This window comes from Burkholderia diffusa (assembly GCF_001718315.1).
In the GTDB taxonomy this organism is placed as follows: domain Bacteria; phylum Pseudomonadota; class Gammaproteobacteria; order Burkholderiales; family Burkholderiaceae; genus Burkholderia; species Burkholderia diffusa_B.
On the sequence record NZ_CP013362.1, the window covers coordinates 763,859 to 785,357 of the forward strand.

A 21,499-nucleotide genomic window follows, 5' to 3' on the forward strand; every position below is an offset into this window, starting at 1 on the left:
TGATGGAAAAGAAAATTGCAATTATCGGGATGGCGTGTCGCTTTCCCGGTGGGGTTGAGGGACCCGACGACTTCTGGCAACTGTTGTGTGATGAACGCGATGCCGTGACCGCCATTCCGCCGGACCGATTCGGCACATCGTTCTACCAGCACCCGTCGAAACGGGAGCCGGGAAAGAGTTATACGTTCGCGGCAGGTGTCGTCGACGACGTCGCGGGCTTCGACGCCGAATTCTTCGGTATCTCGCCGCGCGAGGCCGCGCAAATGGACCCGCAGCAGCGGCTGCTGCTCGAACTCGCGTGGGAGGCGTTCGAGGACGCCGGCGTTCGTCCGGCCGCGATGCGCGGACGCGATTGCGGCGTGTTCGTCGGCGTGGCGGGCATGGATTACGGCAACCGCAATATGGACGACATGAACACGATCGATCCGTATTCGGCAACCGGCAACACGCTCAGCATCGCATCGAACCGCGTGTCCTACCTGTTCGACCTGCGCGGCCCGAGCATGTCGGTCGACACCGCATGCTCGTCGTCGCTCGTCGCGCTTCATCAGGCGGTCCGGGCGTTGCAGTCCGGTGAAACGGCGATGGCGCTTGCCGGCGGGGTCAACCTGCTGCTGCACCCGTTCGGATTCGTCAGCTTCTCGAAGGCGTCGATGCTGTCGCCGCGCGGCCGTTGCCGCGCGTTCGACGCGACCGGCGACGGCTACGTGCGCGCCGAAGGCGGTGCGTTCGTGCTGCTCAAGCCGCTCGACCAGGCGCTGGCCGACGGCGATACGATCCACGCGGTCATCGCCGGATCGGGCGTAAATTCGGATGGCCATTCGCACGGCGGCATCAACGTGCCGGCAGCAGCGACGCAGGCGGACCTGCTGCGCGCGGTGTATCGGCGCGCGGGCATCGATCCGCGTACGCTCGCGTATCTCGAGGCGCATGGCACGGGCACCGCGGTTGGCGATCCGATCGAAGCGCGCGCGTTGATCGACGCGGTGTCGGGCGGCCGACCAAAGTCCGATCCGCTGCTGATCGGTTCGGTCAAGACCAATATCGGACACCTCGAAACGGCATCGGGCATGGCCGGTCTGCTGAAGGCCGTGCTGTGCCTGAAGCACCGCGCGGTGCCGCGTTCGCTGCATTTCGACACACCCAACCCCGGCATCGATTTCGAAGGTGGCCGCTTGCGCGTGGTCGATCGGTTCACGCCGCTTGCGCGCGGCGATGCGCCGCTGACCATCGGCATCAATTCGTTCGGCTTTGGCGGCACGAATGCGCACGTCGTCGTCACCGAAGCGGCGGCGGCGCCAGGGGAGCAGTCGGCGGCAAGGAGCGATGCTCCGTTGCCGCCGCTGGTTCTTACCGCACGGTCGCCGGCCGCGCTGGCAGCCGTCGCTGCACGCCATCTCGCACGCCTGCAGTCGGGTGCCGACTGGGCCGCGCTCGCGGCCGCCGCCGCCCGGCGGCGCCAGTGGCTGGAGCATCGCGCGGTCGTCGCGCCGGCGGATCGGGCTGAAGGCTTGGCAGCGCTTGCCGCACTCACGCAGCCGTCGGAGCGCGGGTTGCCGGCCTGCGCAGTGCAGGCGCAGGCCATCGAAGGCGATGCGCCCGTCGCGTTCGTCTACGCGGGCAACGGCTGTCAATGGGCCGGGATGGGCAAGCGGCTCTATGCGGAGGATGCGGTGTTTCGCGCGGCGCTCGACGAAGTCGATGCGCTGTGGCGCGCGGACGGCAACGCGTCGCTCGTCGAAGTCATGTGCGAAGGCGCCGACGCCGAATGGCTCGCCGCGACCGAGAACGCGCAGCCGCTGCTGTTCGCGATGCAGGTCGGCATCACGCGGGTGCTGACCGCGCGCGGCATCCGCTTCGATGCGGCGGTCGGTCACAGTGTCGGCGAGATCGCGGCGGCCTGGGTGTCGGGCGCGCTCACGCTCGCCGAGGCCGTGCGCGTGATCCGCATTCGCAGCGGTGCCCAAGGCCTGACGCGCGGCGCGGGCAGAATGGCGGCGGCCGGCATCGGCGAGGCTGTGGCGCGCGACTGGATCGCGCGTCTCGATCTCGCCGCGGCCATTGAAATCGCGGGCACCAACAGCCCCGAATCGGTGACGCTCGCAGGTTCTCAAGCCGCGCTCGAAGCGATCGGCGCGGCGCTCGTGGACGCCGGCCATTTCTATCAGATGCTTGGTCTCGATTACGCGTTCCACAGCAGCCGCATGGACTCGATCGAGCAGGTCGTACGCGACGGGCTGGCCGATCTCGCGCCGCGCGATACGCATACGCGATTCGTGTCGACGGTGACCGGCGACACGTTGCCGGGTACCGCGCTCGACGCGGATTACTGGTGGCGCAACATTCGCGAGCCGGTCCGTTTCGGCGATGCAATTGCCCGCCTGGCTGACGATCGCGTGCGCGTGTTCGTCGAAATCGCCCCGCATTCGATACTGCGCACCTACGTGAAGCAGACGCTTGCCGCACGCGTCGCGCCGGGCGTCGTCGTGCCGACGCTCAAGCGCCAGCACGACAGTGCGGAAATGCTCGCTCATTCGATCCTGTCGGCAGTCGCGCAGGGCGCGCGTGTCGATCTCGATCGCCTCGTTCCCGATGTTCCGCACGCCGCGCTACCGACTTATCCGTGGCAGCGCGAGCGATACTGGCTTGTGCCGAGTGTCGAGGGCTACGGGCTCGTGAATCGTCGCGTCGATCATCCGCTGCTCGGCTATCGCCTGCACGAGCATGCATTTGCCTGGGAGAACCAACTCGATCCGCAGCGCGTGCCGATGCTTGCCGATCACGTGGTCGACGGCGGCGTCGCGTTCCCCGGCGCCGGTTATGTCGAAATGGCACTCGCGGCGGCGCGTACGTTCTTCGGCACACAGGATGTGGCCATTGAGAACGTCGAGATCCGCATGCCGGTCGTGTTCCAGCCGCAGCACGCGAAGCTGTTCAGGTTCTCGATCGACGTGCGCACCGCGTTGTTTGCGATCGAGACGCGCGACCGGATGTCGGACGGTCCATGGAACCTGAACGTGACGGGGCGCCTGCTCGAAAGCGGCAATACGCTCGATGCGGACAGCACGCCGGATGCGTCCGTCGTCGCCCATCTGCAGTCGCGCCCGGTGCTTTCCGGCGACGCACTGTATGCGGGCACGACGGCCATCGGCCTGAGCTACGGGCCGGCGTTCCGGTGGGTGCGGTCGCTGCGCGTGTCGGGCGACGACGCGCTTGCGGAGCTCGATGTTCCGTCGGTTCTTGCCGATGCGTATGCGCGGTCGGACTATCTGCTGCATCCCGCGCTGATGGACAGCGGCTTCCACCCGCTGTTCGCGGTGCTGGCGCAGGCCGGCGCCGCGCCGGACGATGCGCATTCGGCGTTTGTTCCCGTGCAGATCGGTCGCGTCGATTTCCTGAGCGGCGAGGCGATTCGTCGCGTGCTGGCGCGCATTCATCGCCGCAGCCCGCATTCGATCGTCGCGTCGTTCGAATTCATCGATGCAAACGGCAAGATCGTCGCGCGCCTTTCCGCGTGCCGCTTCCGTCGCATCGATCTCGCCGGGCGCCGTCACGGCGCGCCGGCGCGTTTTGCCTACGTGCTCGAAGCGCGGCCGCTGCCGGCCGGTTACACGGCCGACGCGTTGCCGCCGCCGGGCGTGCTCGTCGAGCGTGCGAACGCGCATGTCGCGGCGCGTGAGGATCTCGTGCGCCGCACGCAGCATCTGACCGAAATGCTGCCGCTGCTCGATGTGCTCGCCGGTCTGCATGCGCTCGATGCGCTGGATGCACTCGGCGAGTTCGCCCAGCCGACGCTGCCGACGAACACGCACCCGCAACTGGTCGCGCGACTGGCGGAAATTGTCGTCGAGGACGGACTGGCCCGCTTCGAAGGCAATCGCCTGGTTCGCGATGACGAAGCCTGCGCGGCGATGCCCGCGCGTGACGCGCTGTGGCGCGACGTGCTGGCGGCATCGCCGGCCCATGTCGCCGAACTGACGCTGCTGGCGCACGTCGGCGCGGCGCTGCCGCACGCACTGCGCGACACGTCGCTCGAGGGCGCGCCGCTGTCGTCGACCGGGCGCAGTCTGGTCGAACAGTTCTTCGATGCATCACCGACATGGGCGCATGCGCGCGCGCTGCTCGCCGCCTGCGTGACGCAGGCTGTCGCAGCGTGGCCGGATGCACGCCGCTTGCGTGTACTGGAGTTCGGCCCCGCGAACGGCGACGTGCTGCAGCCGCTCGACGTGGAGGTGCCGGCCGGTCGCTGCGAATACCTGCTGGCGGGTACGCCGCAGCAGCTCGCAGGTTTCGATGCGGAAGCTCACGCGCACGTGCGGACGCTGGCGTTCGCGATCGACGCACCGCTGTTCTCGCAATGCCGCGACACGACGCCGTTCGACATCGTGATCGTCAACCGGATGCTGGGCGATCATCCGGATCCGCTCTCCGCGCTGACGGCAATCTCCGAACGGCTCGCGCCGGGCGGGCTCGTCGCCATTGCCGATGCGCGCCGCAGCCGGTTCTCCGACATCGTGTTCGGCACGGCCGGTGGCGGCGCTGCCGGCGCGTACGGCGCACTCGCGCCTGCCGTGATCGAGTCGATGTGCGAACGAGCCGGACTGGTCGACGTGGTGCGTGATACCGAACAAGGCCTCGATCTCGAGGGTATGCCGACGTTCTTCATCGCGCGCAAGCCGGCTGCCCGCGAGCAAGGTGCCGGCGCATCGCGGGACCAGGGTCGAGCGCATTGCATGGCGCCAAGTGACGGCGCGCACTGGCTGATCGCACAGGACGATGACGATGCGTTCGGTATCGCGCTGGCGGGCGAGCTCGAGCGACTGGGTTGCCGCGTCGAGTCGGCAGCGGTGTGTGACGTCGCGGCATGGTCGGCGCGTCAGCCGGCCGGGCATCCGGCGCATGTCGTGTTCGTGGCGCCGCTTGCATTGCGCGACACCGCCGACGGTGCGGCCATGATGCGCGCGCAGCACGTCGGCGCGCTCGCGCTGGCATCGCTCGTGCGCGATCTCGATGCTGCCGGCGCGACGGAGCGTGGACGACTGTGTGTCGTGACGCGTGGCGGCGCGCCGTTTGCCGCAGGCACGTCATCACGCCCCGAGCATGGAACGTTGTGGGGTCTCGGCCGCGTGATAGCGAACGAGTATCCGACGCTGCCGCTCAGGTTGATCGACGTCGATCGCGCCGTCGGACAACCGGCCTCGCAGCTTGCGATGGCGCTGCTTGGCGACGATGGCGAGGAAGAAGTGCTGCTTGGCCCGCGGGGCCGCTACGTGCCGCGCATGCTGCCCGCTGCCCAGGCGGCCGAGCGTGGCGACGCGCTGTCGAGCGCATCGGACCGGCCGGCCGCACGGCTCGCATTCGACATGCCGGGTTCGTTGAGCAATCTCGAATGGTTCGCGATGCCGGCACGCGATCTCGCGGCCGGCGAGGTGGAGATCGAGCCGATGGCGACGGGGCTCAATTTCCGCGACGTGATGTATGCGATGGGGCTGCTGTCCGACGAAGCCGTCGAGTCGGGCTTCGCGGGCGCGACGATTGGCATGGAAATGTCGGGACGCGTCGCGCGGGTCGGCGCGGACGTCGAAGGGTTTGCTCCGGGTGACGCGGTGCTGGGTTTCGCACCGGCATCGTTCGCGACACGCGTGGTCACGCGTGCAACCGCGATCGCACGCAAGCCCGACACGATGTCGTTCGAGGAGGCCGCCACGATTCCGACGACGTTCTTCACCGCGTACTACGCGTTGTGCGAACTCGCGCGACTGCGACGCGGCGAGCGCGTGCTCGTGCACGGCGGCGCGGGCGGGGTCGGTATCGCTGCGATCCAGATCGCGCGGCATCTCGGCGCGGAAGTCTTCGCCACCGCCGGCAGCGACGAGAAGCGCGAGTTCATTCGCCTGCTCGGTGTCGAACGCGTGTTCGATTCGCGCAGCCTCGCGTTTGCCGACGAGATCCGTGCGTGCACGCACGGCGAAGGCGTCGACATCGTGCTCAATTCGCTCGCAGGCGAAGCGATGGTGCGCAGCATCGACACGCTGCGTCCGTTCGGCCGCTTCCTCGAACTCGGCAAGCGCGACTTCTACGAGAACAGCCAGATCGGCCTGCGGCCGTTCCGCAACAACATCAGCTATTTCGGCATCGACGCGGATCAGCTGATGGGCGTGCTGCCGTCTCTGACGACGCGACTGTTCGAGGAAGTGATGGGGCTGTTCTCCGCCGGCGTGCTGCATCCGTTGCCATACCGCGCGTTCCCGGCGGCACGTGCGGAGGAAGCATTCCGCTACATGCAGCAGGCGCGCCAGATCGGCAAGGTGCTCGTCACCTATCCGTCGGGCACACCGGTGCCGACGCGTGGCGTTGCGGCGCCGACGCGGCGGCTCGACCCGCAGGCGGCGTACCTGATCGTCGGCGGCACCGGCGGCTTGGGCTTCGCGACCGCGCGCTGGATGATCGAGCGCGGCGCACGGCACCTGACGCTCGCGAGTCGCAGCGGCGTGCTGGGCGCGGCAATGCAGGCGGAGGTCGATCGTTGGCGAGACGCGCTCGGCGTTGAAGTGTCGGTTGCTCGATGCGACGTGACCGACGGCACGGCACTCAACGCCCTCGTCGACGAAATCGAACGTCGCGGAACACCGCTCAAGGGCGTATTGCATTCGGCGATGCAGATCGATGACGGGCTCCTGCGCAACATTGACGACGCGCGCTTCGCGGCCGTGCTCGAACCGAAGGTCGCCGGTGCGTGGAACCTGCACCGTGCGACGCAGCGTTGCACACTCGATTTCTTCGTCGTGTATTCGTCGGCGACGACCTTTCTCGGCAACCCTGGGCAGGGTGCGTACGTTGCCGCCAACGGCTTCCTCGAGGCGCTGGTCGCACATCGCCGCGCGGCCGGTCAGCCGGCCCTGTTCATGGCGTGGGGGCCGATCGAGGACGTTGGCTTCCTGGCGCGCAATGCCGGCACGCGCGAGGCGTTGCAGTCGCGGATCGGTGGTGCATCGATCACATCGGACGAAGCAATGGCCGCGCTCGAACGTGCGCTTGTTCAAGGGACTGCCGGCGAAGCCGTCGTGCGCCTCGACTGGAGCGCCGTCGCGCGCGGCATGCCGGCCGCGCATGCTCGGCGATACACCGCATTGCAGACGGGTGGGGCGGCCGAAACGGCGAGCGAGGATCGTGTGTTGCTGGAGCAATTGCGTATGTTGCCGCCTGCCGAGGCGGTCGCGCTTGTCGAGACGGCGTTGCGCGGCCAGATCGCGCGGATTTTGCACATGTCGCCGGAGCGCGTCGATGCCGGCCGCTCGGTCCTCGATCTCGGGATGGACTCTCTGATGGGCATGGAACTCGGCATGGCCGTCGAGGAGACCTTCGGCGTCAAGCTGTCGATCATGGCGATCGCGGAAGGTGCGACGGTGCACACACTGGCGGAGCGCATCGTCGAATTGCTCGGTGCGCGCAACGGCGATGGAACGGCCGCGACTTCCGACGAACTGGCGGAGGCGTTGGTCGCGCGACACGCATTGGGCGATGAGGCGCGCTCGACGCTCGCACGTCATCAGGATCACGAAGAAAAACAGGGGGCAGCAACATGCAAGTCGACGCCGGCGCATGCCGGGTGAAAGCGCCGAAGGGGTGGCAGGCCAGCGAAGGTACGGTCGCCCGGCCGGTGACTGTGACAGGACATGGTTTGCACACCGGGCGCCGGGTCCAGGTGCGGATCGTGCCCGCGACGCCGTCGGAGAAACGGCACGGGATCGTGTTTCGTCGCATGCGCGGCGATCATCAACTGGGGATGCTTGCCGCCGGTCCGGCGGTGCGTCGCGCGCAACCGCTTTGCACGATGCTGCGTGCCGACGACGGCATGGGCGTGCGTACGGTGGAGCACCTGCTTGCATCGCTGCTGACTTGCGAGATCGATCACGCGATCGTCGAGCTCGATGCGGAGGAAGTGCCGATTCTCGATGGTAGTGCTCGGCCGTGGATCGACGCGATCGCGGCCGGCGGCCGGGCCGAATTGCAGCGTTCGAAGCGCTTTCTCCGGGTGCTCAAGCCGGTGAGCGTGGCCGACGGCGAGGGTGCGTCACGGCGCGAATTGCTCGTCGAGCCGGCCGAGCGATACGAATTCAGCGTGCGCGACGATCTCAAGGGGTTCGGCGACATGCAGTGGGACGGCGAGGTCACGCCGGGGACGTTCGCCAGCGAGATTTCGTCGTCGCGTTCGTACGGGCGGATCAAATGGGCCGTGCCGGCGATCGCGGTCGGCTACCTGACGGGCACACCGATCCTGCGCGGCGCGAGGCCGTCGTGCACGGCGTCGATCATCGGCAATCACGTGATCGGCGGACTGCGCGCGCCCGACGAATTCGTGCGTCACCGCGTGCTCGATCTCGTCGGCGACCTGGCGCTCGCGGGCTCGCCGCTGCTCGGGCGCGTCACCGCGCATCGCCCCACCCACGAAATGAACTACAGGCTCCTCAGCGCGTTGCTCGGTACGCCCGACGCGTACGAATGGGTCGACGTATCCGCGTAACGCGGACACAACGGACGGATTGCCCGGAACCAAAGACATGGCACTCGGAGAAAACCTTCGCCAGCAACTGGCGGCGAAAGCCCTGAAACGGCAACTCGAGCGCGCGACGGAAGCCGCCGCGGCGCACGGCGTGCCCGCTACACCGGTGGCACACGCCGTGTCGGCACGCAGCCGTTTCGAATCGATGCCGCAGTATCAGCAGGTCAGGATCATGCGCGAGATGGGCGAGAAGCTGCGTGTCGATTCGCCGTTCTTCCGCGTGCACGATGGCGTTGCCGGCGCGACCACCCGGATTGGCGGTCGCGAGTACGTGAACTTCGCGAACTACAACTACCTCGGTCTCGCCGGCGATCCGACCGTGTCCGAACGTGCGAAGGCCGCGATCGATCGCTACGGCACGTCGGCGTCCGCGAGCCGGATGGTCGCGGGCGAGCGTCCGGTACAGCGCGACCTCGAGCGGGCGCTGGCCGCATTTTACGAGACCGACGATTGCGTCGCGTTCGTAAGCGGCCACGCGACCAACGTGACCGTGATCGGCGCGCTGTTCGGCCCGGGCGACCTGATCGTCCACGACGCGCTCGCACACAACAGTATCGTGCAGGGGGCGCAGTTGAGCGGCGCGAAACGGCTGAGCTTTGCGCACAACGACTGGCAGGCGCTCGACGAACTGCTGTCGCGCGTGCGTCCCGAATACCGGCACGTGCTGATCGCAATCGAGGGGTTGTACAGCATGGATGGCGACCTCCCGGACCTGCAGCGTTTCGTCGACGTGAAGACGCGTCATGGCGCGTTCCTGCTGGTCGACGAAGCGCATTCGCTCGGCGTGCTCGGCGAGACGGGCAAGGGCATTCGAGAACATTGCGCGGTCGCGCCCGACCAGGTCGACATGTGGATGGGAACGATGAGCAAGACGCTGGCCGGTTGCGGCGGCTTCATAGCCGGCTGCCAGCCGCTCGTGGACATGCTGCGCCATCTGGCGCCGGGTTTCCTGTACAGCGTCGGGCTCGCGCCGACGCTCGCCGAAGCGTCGCTGGCCGCGCTCGAACGCTTGCAGGCCGAGCCGGAGCGCGTCGCACAACTGCAGGCGCGCGGGCGGCAGTTCCTGACCGAGGCACGCGCGGTTGGGCTCAACACCGGCACGAGCGCCGGCTATGCGGTCGTGCCGGTGATCACCGGAAGTTCGCTGAAAGCAGCGCAGTGGGCCAACGCGATGTTCGACGAAGGGATCAACGTGCAGCCGATCTTCTATCCGGCCGTCGAGGAGAAGGCCGCGCGCCTGCGGTTCTTCATCTGCTCGACGCACGAGCCAGGGCAGATCAGCCGGACGGTGGACGTGCTGGCCAGCCTGGCGGCGGGGGCGGCATGATGCCTGCTGCGGCACTCGCGCCATCCTTCGGCGTGCCGCAAGCCTGTGCATCGATGCCGTTTCGCGCCGCATGTGCGGACGATGCGGCGGCATGCGCGCCGCTCGTGTTCGCATCCGGTGTCGGCGAATTCGGCTTCTTCCTCGGCGAGAGCGATGCGCGCTGCATTGCGTTCCTGCAACAGGCGTTCCGGTCGCGCCACGGCCGGTTTTCGTGGCGCAGGCACCGGGTCGCGGTCGGCGCCGACGGCACCGTGCATGCCGTGATGGCCATCCACGACGGGCGCCGGACGATGTTCGACGACGTTCATGTCGTATGGGCCCTGGCGCGCTTTTTCGGCGTGCGCCGCGCGATCGGTCAGCTGTTGCGCGGGCTGGTGCTCGAAACGGAGATTCCGGCGCCCAAGCGTGCGCAGATCCTCATTGCGCATTGCGCGACGGACGAGCGGCAGCGCGGCACCGGCATCTTCACCGCACTGCTGCGCGATGCGCTCGCGAGCGGTGCGTTGCCGGACGACGGCAGCCGCGACATCGTGCTCGACGTGCTGACCCGCAACGAGCGCGCCCGCGCACTGTACGAACGGCTCGGCTTTACCGCGTTGCCGCGGTCGCGTCCGCGCTCGCGACAGTTGCCTGCCGAGCTTGATTCGGTACGGATGCGGCTCACGCGTTGCGGCTGACGGCGTGCATCAAATTTCTTTCATGCACAGTTCGAGCGCGGCTTCCCAATGCGGCGCACACAAGCCGAAGTGTTCCGCCAGTTTTGCATTCGACATGCGGGAATTGGCCGGGCGCGACGCGGGTGTCGGATAACCGTTGGCGGGAATGGGCGACAACGACGGCTTTTTCGACAAGTTCGAAAGGCGGAAGATCGCTTCGGCGAATCCATGCCATGAAGTCGAGCCGGCCGCGCAGAGGTGATAGACACCCGAATGCGTGTTCCACCATTCGCGCTGGCCGTCCCGTTCGTTCATGGAGGCGACGATGGCTTGCGCGGCGACATTCGCGCTCAGCGCAGCGATCGTCTTCGACCAGGTCGGTGCACCGATCTGATCCGCGACGATCTTCAGTTCGTCACGCTCGGCGCCGAGGCGCAGCATGGTCAGCAGGAAGTTCTTGCCGCGCGTGCCGTACACCCAACTGGTACGGAAAATCAGGTGCGCGCAGCCCGATGCCGCGATTGCCTGCTCGCCCGCGAGTTTGGTCGCGCCGTACACGTTTTGCGGATCGACCGGATCATCCTCGAGGTACGGGCCGTTCTTTGTTCCGGCAAACACGTAGTCGGTCGAGTAATGAATCAGCGCCGCGCCGACGCGCTTCGCTTCTTCGGCGAGCACGGCCGGTGCTTCCGCATTCAGGCGCGTGGCGGTCGCGACGTCGTTCTGCGCGTGGTCCACGGCCGTATAGGCGGCCGGATTGACGATGAGGTCCGGTCCGATGTCGCGCACGACCTCGCGCACCTGATCGAGGCGCGACAAGTCGAGCCCGCCGCGATCGAGCGCGACTACCTTGCCGAGCCCCTGCAGGCTGCGCGCCAGCTCGAATCCCACCTGACCATTGATGCCGGTGAGCAGGATGGTCCGTTGCTCGGGCGTTTTTTTCTGTCGCACGGCGCCGCTCACTTGTAGCACTCGGCTTCGGCGAGCCGCTTGCCAGCAGCATCCTTGGCCGCGAGCACGGGCTCGCCGTCGAGCGGCCAATCGATGCCGATCTCGGGGTCGTTCCACAGCAGGCTGCGCTCGTGTTCAGGGAACCAATAGTCGGTGGTCTTGTAGAGGAATTGCGCCGACTCCGACAGCACCACGAAGCCATGCGCGAAGCCGGGCGGCACCCAGAGCTGGCGATGGTTGTCGGCCGACAGTGTCACGCCGGCCCATTTGCCGAAATTCGGCGAACTGCGCCGGATGTCGACTGCGACGTCGAACACCTCGCCTTCGACCACGCGCACGAGTTTGCCCTGCGCGTGCTCGATCTGGTAGTGGAGCCCGCGCAGCACGCTCCTCGCCGACCGCGAGTGGTTGTCCTGGACAAACTCGACGTCGGTGTCGACGAGCGCCGCGAATTCCCGCCCGTTGAAGCTCTCATAGAAATAGCCGCGCACGTCGCCGAATACCTTCGGCTCGACGATCTTGACTTCGGGGAGTGCCGTAGCAGTTACCGTGATGGCCATGCAACCTGATCCGTGAGAATGTTCAGCAAATATTTGCCGTAGCCGTTTTTCGACAGCGGTTGCGCGAGTTCCTGCACCTGCTCGGCATCGATCCAGTGCCGGCGGTACGCGATCTCCTCGGGGCAGGCGACGACCAGGCCTTGCCGCTTCTGCAGTGTCGCGATGAAGCTCGCGGCCTCGATCAGCGAATCGTGGGTGCCGGTGTCGAGCCATGCATAGCCGCGGCCCATGATCTCGACGTTCAACGCGCCGTCCGCGAGATAGCGGGAATTGACGTCGGTGATTTCGAGTTCGCCGCGCGGCGACGGCTCGATATCGGCGGCGATGTCGCACACTCGATTGTCGTAGAAGTAGAGACCGGTCACGGCGTAGTTCGAACGCGGCTTGGCCGGCTTCTCTTCGATCGATACGGCACGGAAGTCCTGATCGAATTCGACGACGCCGTAGCGTTCCGGATCGTGCACGTGATAGGCGAACACCGTCGCGCCCGCGTCTTGCGCGTCTGCGTGCTCGAGTTGTTTCGCCAGATCGTGACCATAGAAGATGTTGTCGCCGAGAATGAGCGCCGACGGATCGTTGCCCACGAATTCGCGACCGATGATGAACGCCTGCGCAAGGCCGTCGGGCGACGGCTGTACCGCATACTGGATGTTCATCCCCCACTGGCTGCCGTCGCCGAGCATCGACTCGAAGCGCGGTGTGTCCTGCGGCGTCGAAATGATCAGGACGTCGCGAATACCCGCGACCATCAGCGTCGAGAGCGGGTAATAGATCATCGGCTTGTCGTAGACCGGAAGCAGCTGCTTCGAGACCGCGTGCGTGATCGGATAGAGCCGTGTGCCGGAGCCCCCGGCGAGAATGATGCCCTTGCGCGCCATGTCCGTTCTCCTTACGCGCGGTGCGCGTAGTTCGTTGCGACCCACTTTCGGTAGTCGCCCGAAGCGACTTCGTCGACCCATTCCTGATGGTTCAGATACCAGCGCACTGTCTTCGCGAGGCCGGTTTCGAACGTCTCGGCGGGTTTCCAGCCGAGTTCGCGCTGGAGCTTGCGAGCGTCGATCGCATAGCGGCGGTCATGGCCGGGCCGATCCTTCACGTAGGCGATCTGCTCGCGGTACGAACCGGCCGATTTCGGTCGCAGTTCGTCCAGCAGGTCGCATAGCGTATGCACGACCTCGAGATTCGTTTTCTCGTTCCAGCCGCCTACGTTATATGTTTCGCCGGTCTGGCCGCGCGCGAGTACCTCGCGGATTGCGCTGCAGTGGTCGCCGACGTACAACCAGTCGCGCACGTTCTGCCCGTCACCGTAGACAGGCAGCGGCTTGCCTGCGAGCGCGTTGGCGATCATCAGCGGAATGAGTTTCTCGGGGAACTGGTACGGGCCGTAGTTGTTCGAGCAGTTCGTGGTCAGCGTGGGCAGGTCGTACGTATGCTGATACGCGCGCACGAGGTGGTCCGCCCCGGCCTTGGTGGCCGAGTAGGGGCTGTTCGGCGCGTACGGAGTCGCTTCCGTGAATTGCGGATCGGCGGGCGACAGTGAACCGAATACTTCGTCCGTGGAAACGTGCAGAAACCGGAATGCGGCTTTGTCCGCTTCAGGCAGCGTGCTCCAGTGCCGGCGTGCGGCTTCCAGCAGCGTAAACGTTCCGACGACATTGGTCTGAACAAAATCCGCCGGCCCGTGAATCGAGCGATCGACGTGGCTTTCCGCAGCGAAATGCAGTACCGCACGCGGCTTGTATTCGGCGAACAATGCGTCGAGCGCTGCACGATCGCAAATGTCGGCTTGCGCGAACACGTGCTTTGGATTTCCGTGCAGCGATTTTAACGTTCCGAGATTGCCGGCATAGGTCAATTTATCGACGTTCAGAATCGATTCGTCCGATTGACGCAACCAGTCGAGCACAAAGTTGGCGCCGATAAAGCCGGCGCCGCCTGTAACCAATATCATGTACCCTCTTTTTATGTTAATGGCAGTGAATCCTGCCTTGCTCTCATTCGTGCGTGTCGCCCTGATCGACGCAGGACAAAGAATATCAAGAAGCCGTGCGACCCCGGCTGATGCAGGCGGGCTCGATTGCACGCATATTCTAGGGTATTCCTTGGGGGCGACGCATGTGCCAACCGGATAGTCTGTGCTGAAAGACTATTAATTCTCTATACCGCAGGACCCAACCGATACCTGTTGTGCGCGATGTATTGCGATTTCAGGTGCTCTTGCACGGGATTCATCAGACATGCTGGTACGCGCAAACATTTGCGCAGTCCGCAGCAAAGAAACTGCGAGCAGGAGTCGATGATCGAAGGCGGTGATGTTTTTTTACGGTGCTTAAAATCGGTGGCAACTATATCATGCTGGATTCATTCGGTGCGAATCATCTATTTTATGCCGTGATTTGAATCGACGTGTTTTATGCTTTGCCGTCACGGCTGGTGGCGCTATGGTCGTTGACGCATCTGTCGAATTACTCGTTAAATCCGGTTTGATTCGGACACTGTCGCTTGTTGACGCGGGGGCTTGAAGCGAAACACCGCTTCAACCTACTTATGCCGCGGATTGAACACCCGCTGCTGCACATCCGCCCCATGCGCGACGATCGCCGTGCTTTCCGGCACTTCCTCCCACGCCCCGCGCAGGTCGACGAGCGGCTCCGACACGACCATGAACGCGTCGTCGCCCGCTTCGACGATGCGCGGATTATGCGGGTAGAGTTCGTGCAGATGCTTGAACGACGTGCTGTGAAATAGCGAGCGCGATTGCCGTTCGCTCGAGTAGCGCACCGCGATGATCCGGTCGCCATCCGTCGCGCAGATCGTCATGTTGAGTGGCTCGGCGACGCGGTATCGCGCGGCGGATTCCTCGATCACGCCGACCATGCGTTCGAGCGCCTGCAGCGGCATCTGCTCGAGGCCGTAGGTCAACGCGAGACGGAACATCAGCTCTGAGTCGGTCGACCCTTCGAGCGTCGGAAACAGCGCCGGGTCGATCTTCATCGTCAGGTCGCGGCGCAGCTTGTGGAAATCGCGGATCAGCCCGTTGTGCGCGAACAGCCAGCGGCCGTGGCGGAACGGGTGGCAGTTGGTTTCCTGGACGGGCGTATCGGTCGCCGCACGGATGTGCGCGATGAACATCCGCGAGCGAATCGCGCGCGCGGCCTCGCGCAGGTTGCGGTCGTTCCACGCGGGGTGCACGGAGCGGTAGCGGAACGGCAGTTCATCGGGATGGCCATACCAGCCGATGCCGAAGCCGTCGCCATTGGTGGTCGTGGCGCCCAGTTCCGAATGCAGGCTCTGGTCGATCAGCGAATGCTTCGCGCGAAACAGCACGGTCTCGAGATGGATCGGATTACCCGTATAGGCGAGCCAGCGGCACATGGAGCGCTCCTTCGCGATGAACCCTCTCGCGCATGGTAGCCGACTTCGCTGCGCCGTTATACGCGGCTGCCGAGCGCTTGCCGATGGCTCCGCGCCGACGATAGTCGATGAAGGACGGGCGGGTGCCGCATCCTTCATGCGCGCGTCAGTCGCCGAGCGCGTCCATCACGCGGGCGGAGTAGACGAGCGCCGCGCCCGCATTCAGCGCGATCGCGACACCGAGCGCTTCGGCCACTTCCTCCTTGGTCGCGCCATGCTTCGCGGCTTCCGCCGTGTGCACGGCGATACAGCCATCGCAGCGCGTCGTGACGGCCACCGCGAGCGCGATCAGTTCGCGCGTCTTCGCGTCGAGATGACCCGTCTTGGCGCCGGCGCCAGACAGCGCCTTGTAGCCGGCCAGCGTGTCGGGCGAGAGCTTCGCGATGTCGCCGATGCGGGTCGTGAGTTCCTTCCGGTATTCGTTCCAGTTCAGCATGATGCGTCCTTTCGAGAAGAAGTTGGTCGGGCGGCGGATGCCGCGATCTCGGGCGATGCAGTGCTTATTCTGATCGCTCACACTGAGGGTTTCGATACGCTAGAGTGTCAATTTTTAGCGCAAACGTCTCATGGACGCGTTGAGTCAATTGCTGTCGCTGGGCCGCAGCCATGTCGAACTCGACGTGCGCTGCCTGCTCGATGGCCCGTTCGCGATGCCGCACGATGCGTTGCCGCCCGGTGAGGCGGCGTTTCACCTGCTGCTGTCCGGTACGTGCGAGCTGCGCACGGCCGACGGGCGCACGCTGCGGCTGGTCGACGGGGATTTCGTGCTGTTGCCGGCGGGGGACGCGCACGACCTGTCTGATGTCGAAGGCGGCAGTGTGCGGTCGGTCGCGCCGCTGCATGAACCCGGTGCGGCGGGCGGCGCGGTGCTGCCGGTCAAGTCGAATCGCGATATCGCGGCGCCGGCCGATGCAAGCGTCGATCTGCTCTGCGGGCGCTTCGTCTACGCGCGAGGTGCCGGTGATTTGTTGATGCGCACGCTGCCGCGCGTGCTGCATGTCGGGCTGCGCGAGGCGTCCGGGCCCGCGTCGCTGCAACTGCTGACGAGCGTGCTGCGCGCGGAGGCGTCAAACGCGCAGCCGGGTGCACGTGCGATCGTGAATGCGCTCGGACAGGCGCTGCTCGCCTATGCGTTGCGCGCGTACGGCCGCGATGCGCGCGTGCCGGCCGGCTGGCTCGCGTTGGCTGCGGACGCGCGGCTCGGCCCGTCGGTCCAGGCCGTGCTGCAGGCGCCGGCACAGCCGTGGACGGTCGAGTCGCTCGGCGCTGCATCCGCGATGTCGCGCGCGACCTATGCGCGGCATTTCCGAGAAAAGGCCGGGATGAGCGTCGGCGCATTCGTCGCGCGGATCCGGATGATGCATGCATGCGCGCTGCTGCAGGACACGCAGCGCGGCCAGGCAGAGATTGGGCAGGCGGTCGGCTATCAGTCGGAAGCGGCGTTCGGCAAGGCATTTCGCGCGGTGCTCGGCACGACGCCGGGGCGGTGGCGTCGCGCGCAGCGCGACACGTGAGATTGCAGGCGCGAGCGGCGTGCTCGACGCCAACGTCTCATTGGCCGGAATGCGGAAGGGGAGGGATGTCTGACCGCGGGCACGCGTTTGCTTGCACGGCGCGGCAACAACAATGAAAAAGGGGCTTCCGGTTTCCCGGAAGCCCCTTCTTGACATCTTGGTAGGCCGTGCGTGACTCGAACACGCGACCAACGGATTAAAAGTCCGCTGCTCTACCAACTGAGCTAACGACCCAAAGAGCAAAAAATTATAGCGGCGGATCGTGGGCCTGTCAACAACCCGTCACGATAATTTATTTGATGCTCTCGATCTTGCCCTGCGCAGTCTGCGCCGCGTTCGATCCGGCGTATTGCGACACGACCTGCTCGAACGTCTTCTTCGCGGCCGCCTTCTGGCCTTGCTCGAGCTGGTTGGTGCCGATCGCGACGAGCGCGTCCGCCGCGCGCGGATGCTGCGGATACTTGCTCACGATCGCCTGCCACGTCGCGGTCGAGCCGCGGTAGTCGCGCAGCGCGTATTGCGCATTGCCGAGCCAGTACTGCGCGGTCGGCTGGTACGGGCTCTGCGGATACTTCGCGATGAAACTGCGAAACGACGCAGCGGCAGCCTTGAAGTTGCCGTTGCGGAATTGCTGCTGCGCCGCGTTGAGCGCATCCGTTTCACCTGGCTGCACGGTGCCTTCGACACCATCGATCGTCGCCTGCTGCGGCTCGAACTTCTTGAGTCGCGTGTCGAGATCCTGGTAGTACTCCTTCTGCTGCCGCTCGAGCGTCGTCAGCCGGTTCGTCAGATCCTCGTTCTCGCCGCGCAGCGTCGCGACCTGCTGGTTCAGCTGGTCGATACGGCCGGATTGATCGAGGATCGTACGCTGGGCGGCCGACAACTGGCTGGCCAGGTTGTCGCTCTTGCTGCGCAGATCGAGCACGGCGCGGCGCGCCTCGTTGTCGTCGAACATGCCGGCGTGCGCCGGCGCGGCCGACCACGCCGCGCCGACGACGCAGAATGCTGCGGCCATGCGCAGCCAGGATTCACGGTGCGTCATACGGCAATTCTTCCGTTACTTACTGTTGGTAGACGAGGTCGGCGCGACGGTTCTGCGCCCACGATGCTTCGTCGTGACCCGATGCTTGCGGCTTTTCCTTGCCGAGGCTCACGGCTTCCATCTGCGAGTCGTTCACGCCGAGCAGCGCCATCGCGCGGCGGACAGCCTCCGCACGCTTCTGGCCCAGCGCGAGGTTGTACTCGCTCGTGCCGCGTTCGTCGGTGTTGCCCTGGATCAGCACGTGGCGCTGCGGGTGGCTCTTCAGGTACTGCGCGTGTTGCTGCAGCAGCGGCTGGTACTCGTCCTTCACCGAATAGCTGTCGAAGTCGAAGTAAATGCTGCGCTTCGCGAGCGGGCTGTTCGGGTCGTTCAGCGGATCGACGTTCACCTGCGCGACGTTGTCGGCGCTCGGTTGCGTGCTCATCGCGCCCGCGTTGGCCTTGTCGTCGAGCTTCACGCCCGACTTACACGCTGCGAGCGCGCTGATCATCATCACGGCCAGGGCCAGACGAGCTTTATTCGACATCATGGTTACTCTCCTTGTGGTCATTGCATGAAGGGCCCCCACGACGGCTCACGAACGGAGCCGCCCTGGACGGACAGGATCTGCGGCGGCGCGCTGCCGTCGGAGGGCACTGCTGCCAGCACGTTGCGACCACCCGACTGGGTAGCGTAGAGAAGGTACTGGCCGTTTGCCGCGAAGCTCGGCGATTCGTCGCGATTGGTATTCGTGATGGCGTTCGCCGCGCCGGTTTGCAGATCCTGAACGTACAGCTTGAACCCCCCACCCGTGCGGGAGATGTAGGCGAGCAGCTTGCCGTCCGGGCTGATGCGCGGGCTGGTGTTGTAGCTGCCGGTGAAGGTCACGCGTTGCGCGGCGCCGGCGCTTTCGCCTTGCGCGGGCATCCGGTAGATCTGCGGCGCACCGCCGCGATCGCTCGTGAAATAGATCCAGCGGCCGTCCGGCGAGTAGAACGGCTCGGTGTCGATCGAACTGCTCTGCGTGAGCCGGCGCAGACCGCCGCCGTTTGCATTGACCGAATAGATTTGCGTATTGCCCGTCAGCGACAGCGCAACGGCCAGCGTGTTGCTGTCCGGCGACCACGCCGGTGCGCTGTTGTTGCCCTTCTGGTCAGAGACCATGTAGCGGCGGCCCGTCGGCAGGTCATGGATGTAGACGATCGGCTTCTTGCGCTCGAACGACACGTATGCAACCTTCGTCCCGCTCGGCGACCACGCCGGCGAGATGATCGGCTCGGTGCTCGACAACGCGATGCGTGCGTTCTGGCCATCCGAATCCGAGATCTGCAGCTGGTACCGGTTGCCCGTCTTGATCACGTACGACAGACGCGTGGCGAACACGCCGCGCACGCCGAGCAACTTCTGATAGATGTAGTCGGCGATCTTGTGGCCGGCCGTGCGCAGCGTGTTGTCGTTTGCCGTCAGCGACAGACCGCCGAGGCTTTGCTGCTTCACGGTGTCGTACAGGATGAAGTTCACCTTGTACTGGCCGTTGGCTTCGCGGTTCACGCTGCCGGCGACGAACGCGTTCGCGCCCTTGGCCTTCCATGCGCCGAGATCGACCGATGCGGTCTCGGGCACGGGCGTGCTGCCTGCGTCGATATTGGTGAATTTGCCGCTGCGGGCGAGGTCGGCGCGGACGATCGACGTGACCTGCTGCGGCAGGCCCGCCTCGTTCGCGAAATTCGCGGTGGCGATGGGGAACTGGGTCGAACCGACGCCGGTGATCAGCACGTTGACCTGCGCGTTAGCGGCGCTGCCGGCCGCAATCAGACACGAGGCCACGAGTGCCCTGAAACCTAGTTTCGTCATCAAACTCATGCTTCTGCTTCCCATGTGACTTGGATCGCTGCGCAACCGCAGAGACAGTAAAAATACCCGATTCGTTCCCGTCCGGCAGCGACGCACGGAGTGTAAGCGCATTTGCGATCACTCCGCCGCCTTGAAGGTAATCGTAATGTCGGACGGGGTACGACCGTTAGAATCGGGCGGCAATGGGACCGACGCCTGAATCGCATTGACCACGGCCTGATCCCACCCCGAATTTCCGCTCGAGCGGCGGATCGAAACGCTCAGCACGTCGCCCGACGGCGTGCAGCGGATCGCGACGACCGTCGTCAGGCCCGCGCGCTCGCCGCCCCAGACGATGTTCGGCTTCACACGGCGACGCACCTTGTCGGGATAGCCGGGCGACGCGGCGTTGCCGCCGGAGCCCGTCCCGGTACCGCTTTTCGCGAGGCCTTCACCGCCGCCTTCACCGGCCCCGGACATCCCTTGCATCTGCGCGAGACGCGCACTGCGCTCACGGTCGAGCTTCGCCTTCGCCGCGGCATCGGCCTTCGCGCGCGCCGTCGCTTCGGCCTTCGCCTTGGCCTGGGCTTCCGCCTTTGCCTTCGCGGCCGCGTCGGCCTTGGCCTTCGCAGCTTGCTGCGCTTCCAGCTGCGCCTGCTTCTGTTGCTGCAGTTTCTGCTGCTGGAGCTTCTGCTGTTCGAGCTTCTGCTGCTCCACGAGCTGTTGTTGCCTGAGCTTGTCCGCCTGCTTCTGCTTATCGCGCTCGGCGGCCTTCTGCGCGGCGAGGGCGGCAGCCTGCTGGGCCGCGAGCTGCTCACGCCGGGCTTCTTCCTGCTGGGTCTTCAGTTGCTGCGCGCGGCGCTGCTGCTCGAGCAGCGCTTCGCGCGCGGCCGCTTCCTGTTGCCGTTTCTTCTGCTGCAGCGCGATGTCCGCCTGCTCGTCCCGGACCGGGGGAGGGGGCGGTGCGAGCTTCGCCGGCGGCGTGGGTGCGACGACGGGCCGCGGCGCGGGCACGTCGGGCACCTCGGTCCAGAGCTCGGCTTCGGCGCCGGCCGGCGTGCTGTTCTGCCACTGCACGCCGTGATAGAGGAACAACGCGAGCAGCACGTGCATCAGCGCGGCGAGCGCGAACGCGCGCCAGGTGCCGCGCTCGCGAGGGGGCTGAGGCGGATAGGCGTTGCCGCGCGTGGATTGCTGCCGGTTCATTGCGATTTGACGAGGAGGCCGACGCGCTTGACGCCGCGCGCCTTCAGGTCCGACATCACGGTCATGACGGCATCGTACTGCACGGTCTTGTCGGCCGCGATCACGACGGGCTGGTCGGGATGGTCAGCCTGTCGGGCCGAGATGAAGCTGTCGAGTTCGGCCTTGGTCATCGTGTCTTCCTGCGTCGCGCCGGAGTCGCCCTTGTACTTGACGCTCATCGTGCGGTCGGCCTTGATGTTGACGACGACCGGCGGCGTCTGTTCCTGGGGGGCGGCATTGCCGACGGTCGGCAGATTGATGATCGACGGTGCGACGAGCGGTGCCGTGACCATGAAGATCACGAGCAGCACCAGCATCACGTCGATGTACGGCACGACGTTGATGTCGGCCATCGCGCGGCGTGAGCGGCCGCCGCGCATGCTGGATCGAATGGGACTTCCTGCCATGGCGCGCT

16 protein-coding genes and 1 tRNA gene are annotated in these 21,499 nt (G+C 65.8%); 5 read left to right on the plus strand and 12 right to left on the minus strand.

Annotated features, from left to right (window positions below; genetic code table 11):
* Nucleotides 1-2 precede the first annotated feature (2 nt).
* From WI26_RS03420 to WI26_RS03435, 4 genes are read left to right on the plus strand one after another with little or no spacing between them, the layout of a single operon-like run.
* The gene (locus WI26_RS03420) at nt 3-7,613 is read left to right on the plus strand and encodes a type I polyketide synthase (RefSeq protein ID WP_155768732.1); all 7,611 of its coding nucleotides are present in this window, start codon (nt 3-5) and stop codon (nt 7,611-7,613) included.
* Nucleotides 7,610-8,524 (plus strand): UDP-3-O-acyl N-acetylglycosamine deacetylase, encoded by a 915-nt coding sequence (locus WI26_RS03425; protein WP_155768768.1) that lies wholly within the window; start codon nt 7,610-7,612, stop codon nt 8,522-8,524. The genes WI26_RS03420 and WI26_RS03425 overlap by 4 nt, the downstream gene beginning before the upstream one ends.
* A 37-nt stretch (nt 8,525-8,561) precedes the next feature.
* Complete coding sequence (locus WI26_RS03430) at nt 8,562-9,890, plus strand: aminotransferase class I/II-fold pyridoxal phosphate-dependent enzyme (RefSeq protein ID WP_069225189.1); 1,329 nt, start codon at nt 8,562-8,564, stop codon at nt 9,888-9,890.
* Nucleotides 9,890-10,567: a GNAT family N-acetyltransferase gene (locus tag WI26_RS03435; RefSeq protein WP_236849307.1), complete on the plus strand. Its 678-nt coding sequence runs from the start codon at nt 9,890-9,892 to the stop codon at nt 10,565-10,567. Before WI26_RS03430 ends, WI26_RS03435 begins: the two co-directional genes overlap by 1 nt.
* Before the next feature lie 9 nt (nt 10,568-10,576).
* Here the strand turns inward: WI26_RS03435 and rfbD are convergent, their stop codons facing one another.
* The 6 genes from rfbD to WI26_RS03465 all read right to left on the minus strand — a co-directional run bounded on the left by rfbD (nt 10,577) and on the right by WI26_RS03465 (nt 15,907).
* A complete protein-coding gene (gene rfbD, locus WI26_RS03440) occupies nt 10,577-11,497 on the minus strand; it encodes a dTDP-4-dehydrorhamnose reductase (RefSeq protein WP_069226340.1) in 921 nt (306 codons plus the stop codon).
* 8 nt (nt 11,498-11,505) lie between these two features.
* Nucleotides 11,506-12,057, minus strand: coding sequence for a dTDP-4-dehydrorhamnose 3,5-epimerase (gene rfbC, locus WI26_RS03445; RefSeq protein WP_069225191.1), 552 nt, complete (start codon nt 12,055-12,057; stop codon nt 11,506-11,508).
* The gene (rfbA, locus tag WI26_RS03450; RefSeq protein WP_069225192.1) at nt 12,042-12,935 is read right to left on the minus strand and encodes a glucose-1-phosphate thymidylyltransferase RfbA; all 894 of its coding nucleotides are present in this window, start codon (nt 12,933-12,935) and stop codon (nt 12,042-12,044) included. Before rfbA ends, rfbC begins: the two co-directional genes overlap by 16 nt.
* Nucleotides 12,936-12,946: 11 nt before the next feature.
* Complete coding sequence (gene rfbB, locus WI26_RS03455; RefSeq protein WP_069225193.1) at nt 12,947-14,008, minus strand: dTDP-glucose 4,6-dehydratase; 1,062 nt, start codon at nt 14,006-14,008, stop codon at nt 12,947-12,949.
* A gap of 590 nt (nt 14,009-14,598) precedes the next feature.
* Nucleotides 14,599-15,432, minus strand: a complete 834-nt coding sequence (locus WI26_RS03460; RefSeq protein WP_069225194.1) for a class II glutamine amidotransferase — start codon at nt 15,430-15,432, stop codon at nt 14,599-14,601.
* 145 nt (nt 15,433-15,577) lie between these two features.
* Nucleotides 15,578-15,907, minus strand: coding sequence for a carboxymuconolactone decarboxylase family protein (locus WI26_RS03465; protein ID WP_011883382.1), 330 nt, complete (start codon nt 15,905-15,907; stop codon nt 15,578-15,580).
* A 130-nt stretch (nt 15,908-16,037) separates the two neighbouring features.
* On the opposite strand from WI26_RS03465, the gene WI26_RS03470 reads away from it, so the two are divergent.
* Nucleotides 16,038-16,985: a cupin domain-containing protein gene (locus WI26_RS03470; protein ID WP_069225195.1), complete on the plus strand. Its 948-nt coding sequence runs from the start codon at nt 16,038-16,040 to the stop codon at nt 16,983-16,985.
* A 158-nt stretch (nt 16,986-17,143) separates the two neighbouring features.
* Here the strand turns inward: WI26_RS03470 and WI26_RS03475 are convergent.
* From WI26_RS03475 to tolR, 6 genes are all read right to left on the minus strand, one after another.
* Nucleotides 17,144-17,219: transfer RNA gene (locus tag WI26_RS03475), tRNA-Lys, on the minus strand.
* A gap of 58 nt (nt 17,220-17,277) precedes the next feature.
* Nucleotides 17,278-18,027, minus strand: a complete 750-nt coding sequence (gene ybgF / locus WI26_RS03480) for a tol-pal system protein YbgF (RefSeq protein ID WP_059465489.1) — start codon at nt 18,025-18,027, stop codon at nt 17,278-17,280.
* Nucleotides 18,028-18,046: 19 nt separating this feature from the next.
* Nucleotides 18,047-18,556, minus strand: coding sequence for a peptidoglycan-associated lipoprotein Pal (pal, locus tag WI26_RS03485; protein WP_059465490.1), 510 nt, complete (start codon nt 18,554-18,556; stop codon nt 18,047-18,049).
* Between the two features lie 17 nt (nt 18,557-18,573).
* The gene (tolB, locus tag WI26_RS03490) at nt 18,574-19,869 is read right to left on the minus strand and encodes a Tol-Pal system beta propeller repeat protein TolB (RefSeq protein WP_059465491.1); all 1,296 of its coding nucleotides are present in this window, start codon (nt 19,867-19,869) and stop codon (nt 18,574-18,576) included.
* A gap of 108 nt (nt 19,870-19,977) precedes the next feature.
* Nucleotides 19,978-21,045, minus strand: a complete 1,068-nt coding sequence (gene tolA, locus WI26_RS03495; protein WP_069225196.1) for a cell envelope integrity protein TolA — start codon at nt 21,043-21,045, stop codon at nt 19,978-19,980.
* Complete coding sequence (gene tolR, locus WI26_RS03500) at nt 21,042-21,491, minus strand: protein TolR (protein WP_006484943.1); 450 nt, start codon at nt 21,489-21,491, stop codon at nt 21,042-21,044. The genes tolA and tolR overlap by 4 nt, the downstream gene beginning before the upstream one ends.
* Nucleotides 21,492-21,499 lie beyond the last annotated feature (8 nt).

Coding starts and splice junctions, on each gene's coding strand:
- WI26_RS03420 (WP_155768732.1), top strand. CDS start 3: ATGGAAAAGAAAATTGCAATTATCGGGATGGCGTGTCGCTTTCCCGGT.
- WI26_RS03430 (WP_069225189.1), top strand. CDS start 8,562: ATGGCACTCGGAGAAAACCTTCGCCAGCAACTGGCGGCGAAAGCCCTG.
- WI26_RS03435 (WP_236849307.1), top strand. CDS start 9,890: ATGCCTGCTGCGGCACTCGCGCCATCCTTCGGCGTGCCGCAAGCCTGT.
- rfbC (WP_069225191.1), bottom strand. CDS start 12,057: ATGGCCATCACGGTAACTGCTACGGCACTCCCCGAAGTCAAGATCGTC.
- rfbA (WP_069225192.1), bottom strand. CDS start 12,935: ATGGCGCGCAAGGGCATCATTCTCGCCGGGGGCTCCGGCACACGGCTC.
- rfbB (WP_069225193.1), bottom strand. CDS start 14,008: ATGATATTGGTTACAGGCGGCGCCGGCTTTATCGGCGCCAACTTTGTG.
- WI26_RS03460 (WP_069225194.1), bottom strand. CDS start 15,432: ATGTGCCGCTGGCTCGCCTATACGGGTAATCCGATCCATCTCGAGACC.
- WI26_RS03465 (WP_011883382.1), bottom strand. CDS start 15,907: ATGCTGAACTGGAACGAATACCGGAAGGAACTCACGACCCGCATCGGC.
- WI26_RS03470 (WP_069225195.1), top strand. CDS start 16,038: ATGGACGCGTTGAGTCAATTGCTGTCGCTGGGCCGCAGCCATGTCGAA.
- ybgF (WP_059465489.1), bottom strand. CDS start 18,027: ATGACGCACCGTGAATCCTGGCTGCGCATGGCCGCAGCATTCTGCGTC.
- pal (WP_059465490.1), bottom strand. CDS start 18,556: ATGATGTCGAATAAAGCTCGTCTGGCCCTGGCCGTGATGATGATCAGC.
- tolB (WP_059465491.1), bottom strand. CDS start 19,869: ATGAGTTTGATGACGAAACTAGGTTTCAGGGCACTCGTGGCCTCGTGT.
- tolA (WP_069225196.1), bottom strand. CDS start 21,045: ATGAACCGGCAGCAATCCACGCGCGGCAACGCCTATCCGCCTCAGCCC.
- tolR (WP_006484943.1), bottom strand. CDS start 21,491: ATGGCAGGAAGTCCCATTCGATCCAGCATGCGCGGCGGCCGCTCACGC.